This is a genomic window from Shouchella xiaoxiensis (assembly GCF_016907895.1).
In the GTDB taxonomy this organism is placed as follows: domain Bacteria; phylum Bacillota; class Bacilli; order Bacillales; family Bacillaceae_D; genus Shouchella; species Shouchella xiaoxiensis.
Genome location: NZ_JAFBCV010000033.1, coordinates 1 through 7731 on the forward strand (window position 1 = coordinate 1; position 7731 = coordinate 7731).

The window sequence follows — 7731 nt, forward strand, 5'->3', positions numbered from 1 at the left end:
AACTGCCAGAATATATGATACCTACATCCATCCTCCCTTTAGAGGAAATGCCAATCACAGCCAATGGGAAAGTGGATAGAAAGGCACTGCCTAAACCATACACATCTAACCTGAATACCGAAACAATCTATGAAGAGCCTACTACGAATAGAGAGAGAGTACTCACAGAGATATGGGAAGAAGTTTTAAGTAGAAAAAAGGTTGGAATTACCGATAACTTTTTTGAGATTGGTGGGGATTCCATCTTGGCAATTAGACTGATTGCGAAAGCCAAGGAACAGGGGTTGAATTTCACGCCTAAAGATTTGTTTCATCACCGGACAATCGCTAACTTAGTGAGCGTAGTAAGAGAGGTAGAAGACAATGAAGAACAAGGATTGATTGAAGGCAATGTTCCATTAACGCCTGTTCAACAATGGTTTTTTGAAACGATTCTTGAAGAGCCTAATCATTTTAACCAATCATTGTTTTTACAGGTGCGCGATGAAATAGACCCAGCTCTTCTAAAAAAATCATTCGACTATTTAATAGAGTATCATGATGCATTACGGAGTCGATTTTCATTGAGTGAAGAAGGCTGGAAACAAGAAAATGTCGGATTAGATGGGGAATTACAAGAATTTAAGGTTATTGATTTAGCGGACCACTCAAGTGAATTACAAAAAAAGGAAATGGGGAGAATCGCAAATAGGGCTCAACAAGAATTAAGTATCGAAAAGGGGCCTTTGGTGAATGTACGTTATTTCAACTTGGGACGAAAGCAACCCAACCGAATATTAATCATTATCCACCATTTAGTGGTTGATGGTGTGTCTTGGCGAATCTTATTAGATGATTTACATAAGGTTTATCAAGATTTAAAGAATCAAGAAGAACCCAAATTGCCTTCAAAAACGATGTCTTATAAAAAATGGGCTGAAAAACTTCTAGAGTATGTAGATTCGGATAAAATTCAGAAAGAAAAAGCGTATTGGTTAGATGTAATTAGTAAGGGGAGCACACCGTTAGCGATCGACTACCAAGGAGAAAATACAGTGGCTTCTACAGATAATGTATCAGTAGAACTAAATCAAGCATATACAGCATCCTTATTACAGGAAGTCCCAAAGACTTATCACACACAGATCCAGGAGATATTATTGATGGTTTTGGGAGAAACGTTTAGTGAATGGATAGGTCGCACCCCTTTATTAATAGACGTTGAAGGGCACGGTCGAGAACAGTTTGATGATGAAGTCGATTGCTCAAGAACTGTGGGATGGTTTACAAGTATTTATCCTGTACAAATTGGATTAAGAAATAAGAATGATATAGGTGAGGGAATTAAGCAAGTGAAAGAAGGTATTCGGAAAATCCCAAATGGAGGGATAGACTACGGGGTATTAAAATATCTGGGAAGTAACGAAATACCAAGTGCTAATTCGGAAGTGAGCTTTAACTATTTAGGGCAAATTGACCAGGCCTTGACAGAAGCAGCTTTGTTCAAAATGGCGCATGAAAGTGTCGGATTGGAACAGAACCAGGATAATAATCGTCCATATGTATTAGAAATTAGCGGGAAGATTATGGATGAAACGCTGCAATTAAATTGGAGATACAGTAAAAACCTGCATGAAAGAAGGACGATAAGCAAGTTAGCTAATGAGTATATGGATAAGTTACGGGAAGTAATCAATCATTGCTTGACGTCTTCAATGGAATACACACCTTCAGACTTTCCGGAGGCAAAGTTAAATCAAAAAGAATTTACTAAGTTAATAAAAAAGGCGAGCAAAAGGAGATAGATATGAATGGAAACAGAAGAAATATTCAATGAAAACAATATTCATGATATTTATCCATTATCCTCCACTCAAGAAGGAATGTTATTTTACTCAATTGATTCACCAGACACAGGTATGTATGTTCAACAAATGATATATGATCTAAATGGAATTATTGATATTCCAGTTTTTAAAAAAGCGTGGGAAAGAGTAATTAGGAGACATGAAAGTTTAAGGACTTCCTTTTTTTGGGAAGATATTTCTAAACCAATGCAGATCGTTTACAAACATATTGATTTGCCTTGGGAAGTAATCGATATGTCCAATATGGACACAATAAAAAGAAAAAAGAATGTTTATTCTTTTCTGAAAAAAGATTTAGTCAGAGGATTTGACATATCCAATCCCCCTTTAATGCGTTTTTGTATAATAAAAGAAGATAATAATAATAATAATAAATTTATTTGGAGCTTCCATCACTTATTGCTTGATGGATGGTCAGTAGCACTTATTTTGAAAGAAGTCATTTCAATCTATAGATCATTATTATGTGACACGAACCTTCAATTAGAGAAGGCATCACAATACAAAGACTATATAAAATGGATTAAAGAACAAGATATTCCAAAAGCACAAAAATACTGGAGGGATCTTCTAAATGGACTATCGGAACCTACTAACTTAGAAGTTGGATTAGTTTCTGATGGGAAAGTTGAAAAAAGTCACAAAAACAGTATTTACGGGATTAAAGAAGTTTTTGTTTCTGAAGATATAACAAACAAATTAAATCACTTTGCAAAGAATAATAACTTTACAATGAATAGTCTTTTTCAAGGGATATGGTCAATACTATTGAGCACATATAGTAGAAAAAGAGATATAGTCTATGGAACAGTTGTTTCAGGGAGAACGGGTACTCCCAAGTATTTTGATAAAATGGTTGGAATGCTTATTAATACACTTCCAGTAAGGATTAGTATTAAAGACGATGAAAATTTTATCTCGTTTGTCGAAAGATTGCAAGAACAACTAATAGAATTAAGACAATATGAATATATGCCTTTGGTTAATATCGGTAAAAATATTAATATAACGAGCGGAAATGCATTATTTGAAAGTATATTTGTCTATGAAAATTATCCCTTTGAAATTGAAGATAATGAAAAAATAGCTGAGGGATTGCATTTAAAAAAAGCCAGTTCTGTAGACAGTACAAATTATCCTCTGTCGATAGTTGTGTATCCAAACAAAAAAATGAGAATAAAAGTTTTATTTCATAAGACACGTTTTAGCGAGGCGGTTATTGCTAGTATCCTCGATCAATTTACTAATTTATTGACACAATTAGATCAGACTAAATTGGTAGGTGAATTTGAAGTTATTACAGCTAAAGGTAAAAACGAGATATTAAATGTTTTTAATAATACAACTACTGATTATCCAAGAAATAGTTCAATTCCAAAACTATTTGAAGAACAAGTCACAGACGACCCTAATGCAGTAGCTCTTAGTTTTGGAGATGTGGAATTATCTTATAGCCAAGTTAATTCAATGGCTAACAATATTTTTGCTGATTTGAAACAGCATGGTATTAAGAAAGGGGCTCGTGTCGCCTTACTTACTGGGCGTTCTATTGAAACAGTGGTCGGCATGATAGCTGTGTTAAAAGCTGGTGCGGTTTACGTTCCTCTGGATAGTGAATACCCGGCAGAACGAATTAAAATGATAATAGAAGATTCTGGAATAGAAATATTGTTTAAGAAAGATGATGTGGACATCGATAATCTGGATTTTGCAGGGAAAGTTTACGATTTGAATCATAAAAATATGGTTTCACTAAAATATTCTACGGAAAATGCGACAGTAGATGCTTCAGATCTTTGTTATATTATGTACACCTCTGGATCAACAGGGAAGCCAAAAGGGGTTTTGGTAAATCATCGGAATGTAATTAGATTAGTTAAGAATACAAGGTATATAAATTTTGATAAAAATACAAAGATGCTTATGACTGGTTCTGTGGTTTTTGACGCTACCACTTTAGAGATTTGGGGGACCTTATTAAATGGAGGACATTTAAATATTATCCATGAGGATCAATTATTAGATAACGAAAAACTCAAAAAAATCATTCGCGCTTCTTCTATTAATACAATGTTTTTATCGACTCCTGTTCTGCATCAAATTGCTCAACAAGATTGTAAGACTTTTAAAGGGGTAGATACGCTACTTACTGGAGGAGATGTGCTCTCTACTCAATTTACCAACAAGATTATAGAGGAGAATCCTGACCTTGTTATAATTAATGGTTATGGACCAACAGAGAATACAACTTATTCTACGACTTATTCTATAAATAAAAAACATGAAGGTCCTATTCCGATAGGGGTCCCTATATCAAATTCTAAAGCTTATGTTGTGGACGAGAACTTACGTCTTCTACCAATTGGAGTGGCAGGAGAATTATTAGTAGCGGGAGATGGGGTGGCGGATGGTTATTTAAATAGAGAAGATTTAACTGCAGAAAAATTTATTAATAGTCCATTTCATGCTCAAGAAAAATGTTATCGAACAGGTGATATAGTGCGCCTTCGTAATGATGGTGTTATAGAATATATCGGGCGTACTGATGACCAAATTAAGATTCGAGGTAATAGAGTCGAATTGTCGGAGGTTAGTCGTCGATTATGCGAGCATGAGTTAATAGAGGATGCAATTGCTATATTAACTACTAGTTTATCTGGGACTAAAGAAATCTGTGTGTACTATATACCTAGCAATGATAGTTTTACAAAGGAATATTTAAAAGTTTATTTAGCGAATTGTTTACCTGGTTTCATGATACCAAGTCATTATATTTCACTAGATAGTTTTCCGTTAAATACCAATGGGAAAGTGGATAGAAAGGCACTGCCTAAACCATACACATCTAACCTGAATACCGAAACAATCTATGAAGAGCCTACTACGAATAGAGAGAGAGTACTCACAGAGATATGGGAAGAAGTTTTAAGTAGAAAAAAGGTTGGAATTACCGATAACTTTTTTGAGATTGGTGGGGATTCCATCTTGGCAATTAGACTGATTGCGAAAGCCAAGGAACAGGGGTTGAATTTCACGCCTAAAGATTTGTTTCATCACCGGACAATCGCTAACTTAGTGAGCGTAGTAAGAGAGGTAGAAGACAATGAAGAACAAGGATTGATTGAAGGCAATGTTCCATTAACGCCTGTTCAACAATGGTTTTTCGAAACGATGCTTGAAGAGCCTAATCATTTTAACCAATCATTGTTTTTACAGGTGCGCGATGAAATAGACCCAGTTCTTCTAAAAAAATCATTCGACTATTTAATAGAGTATCATGATGCATTACGGAGTCGATTTTCATTGAGTGAAGAAGGCTGGAAACAAGAAAATGTCGGATTAGATGGGGAATTACAAGAATTTAAGGTTATTGATTTAGCGGACCACTCAAGTGAATTACAAAAAAAGGAAATGGAGAGAATCGCAAATAGGGCTCAACAAGAATTAAGTATCGAAAAGGGGCCTTTGGTGAATGTACGTTATTTCAACTTGGGACGAAAGCAACCCAACCGAATATTAATCATTATCCACCATTTAGTGGTTGATGGTGTGTCTTGGCGAATCTTATTAGATGATTTACATAAGATTTATCAAGATTTAAAGAATCAAGAAGAACCCAAATTGCCTTCAAAAACGATGTCTTATAAAAAATGGGCTGAGAAACTTCTAGAGTATGTAGATTCGGATAAAATTCAGAAAGAAAAAGCGTATTGGTTAGATGTAATTAGTAAGGGGAGCACACCGTTAGCGATCGACTACCAAGGAGAAAATACAGTGGCTTCTACAGATAATGTATCAGTAGAACTAAATCAAGCATATACAGCATCCTTATTACAGGAAGTCCCAAAGACTTATCACACACAGATCCAGGAGATATTATTAATGGTTTTGGGAGAAACGTTTAGTGAATGGATAGGTCGCACCCCTTTATTAATAGACGTTGAAGGGCACGGTCGAGAACAGTTTGATGATGAAGTCGATTGCTCAAGAACTGTGGGATGGTTTACAAGTATTTATCCTGTACAAATTGGATTAAGAAATAAGAATGATATAGGTGAGGGAATTAAGCAAGTGAAAGAAGGTATTCGGAAAATCCCAAATGGAGGGATAGACTACGGGGTATTGAAATATCTGGGAAGTAACGAAATACCAAGTGCTAATTCGGAAGTGAGCTTTAACTATTTAGGGCAATTTGACCAGGCCTTGACAGAAGCAGCTTTGTTCAAAATGGCGCATGAAAGTGTCGGATTGGAACAGAGCCAGGATAATAATCGTCCATATGTATTAGAAATTAGCGGGAAGATTATGGATGAAACGCTGCAATTAAATTGGAGATACAGTAAAAACCTGCATGAAAGAAGGACGATAAGCAAGTTAGCTAATGAGTATATGGATAAGTTACGGGAAGTAATCAATCATTGCTTGACGTCTTCAATGGAATACACACCTTCAGACTTTCCGGAGGCAAAGTTAAATCAAGAAGAATTAAATGACATTATCAATATATCGAACTAATTTTATTTAATTGAAGGGAGTGTCTCTAGATGGCTAAAGATATCGAAGCGATTTATCCACTTTCCCCAGTTCAGGAAGGTATGTTATTTCATAGTTTATACTCGCCTCAATCGGGGGTGTATGGATGTCAATTTACATGCATATTTGAAGGAGAAATAAATGAACAATTCTTTCGTAATGCATGGGAAGATGTCATAAAAAGGCATGAAATTTTACGCTCGTTTATATGGAAAAATCATGAAAAAACTTTGCAAGTGATAATGAAAGAGGTTAGCGTGCCATGGAAAAGCTCAGACTTCAGGATGCTTACCGAAATGGAACAAAAGAACAGACTGCAAAGCATTTTAAGGAGGGATATGAATCAAGGGTACGACATTGTTAAAGCGCCTTTGTTACGTTTTAAACTTATCCGCTTGAGGGAACAAGCATATCATTTTATTTGGAGTTTTCATCATTTATTGCTTGATGGATGGTCGATGTCACGTCTGTTAAAAGAAGTATTCGAATTATACCAAGGCTATGTTAATAACCATATACCTAGACTAGATAAACCGAAGCCTTACAAAGAATACATTAATTGGATTTTGAAACAAGATACTTCAATGATTGAAAATCATTGGCGTGAAAGGCTAAAGGGTTTTAAAGCCCCCACACCATTACCTTTTGAGTCAACTATTCATTCTTCAACTAGTGATAATTATGGAGAAATTGATTACAGTTTATCTTACCATTTGACTACAAGGTTACGTTTTTTTGCTAGTGAAAATGAGATAACTTTAAATAGTATATTGCAAGGTGCTTGGGCAATATTATTGAATCGGTATAGTGGAAACATAGACATTGTACATGGCTCTGTAGTATCTGGTCGAGCTGGAGACTTACAAGATGTTGAAACAATGATTGGACTATTTATTAATACACTTCCAATACGAGTCAATGTAAGTTCAAATGAAACTCTGTTGCCGTGGTTAAAAGAATTACAGGAACAACTGATACAACTTCAGCAAGTAGAAGCCAGTCGTTTAGTAGACGTTCATGGATGGAGTGAAGTTCCGCGTGATCTGCCTTTATTTGAGAGTGTTCTAGTTTTTGAAAATTATCCAATTGATCAATCAATGAATGAATCAAAGAATGGAATTAATGTTAAGAGTGTTGTTACTAACACTGTTACAAATTATCCTTTGAGTTTAATGATTGTGCCTGGTGATTCCATTAGAATAAAGACTTTGTTTGACGAATCAAGATTTAATCATGATTCAGTACGCATCATAATGAACCATTTTCAAATATTGCTAGAAGAGGTTGTAAACCATCCAGAATATAAACTATCTGAATTTTCTCTGTTGACCAAAGAAGAGAAAGGGCAACT

Annotated in this window: 3 protein-coding genes; all 3 read left to right on the forward strand. The window is 35.2% G+C overall.

Annotated elements, in window-relative coordinates; all coding sequences use genetic code 11:
- On the forward strand, positions 1-1784 hold a 1784-nt coding region (locus JOC54_RS22700; protein ID WP_239586899.1), incomplete at its 5' end, for a condensation domain-containing protein.
- Positions 1785-1790: 6 nt separating this feature from the next.
- Positions 1791-6362 (forward strand): non-ribosomal peptide synthetase, encoded by a 4572-nt coding sequence (locus tag JOC54_RS22705; RefSeq protein ID WP_204469429.1) that lies wholly within the window; start codon positions 1791-1793, stop codon positions 6360-6362.
- Between the two features lie 29 nt (positions 6363-6391).
- Positions 6392-7731 (forward strand): condensation domain-containing protein (locus JOC54_RS22710; protein WP_239586900.1); only part of this gene is annotated, 1340 nt, incomplete at its 3' end.

Bases quoted from the DNA above. Each gene is read 5' to 3' on its own strand.
- JOC54_RS22705 (WP_204469429.1), top strand. From the start codon at position 1,791: ATGGAAACAGAAGAAATATTCAATGAAAACAATATTCATGATATTTAT.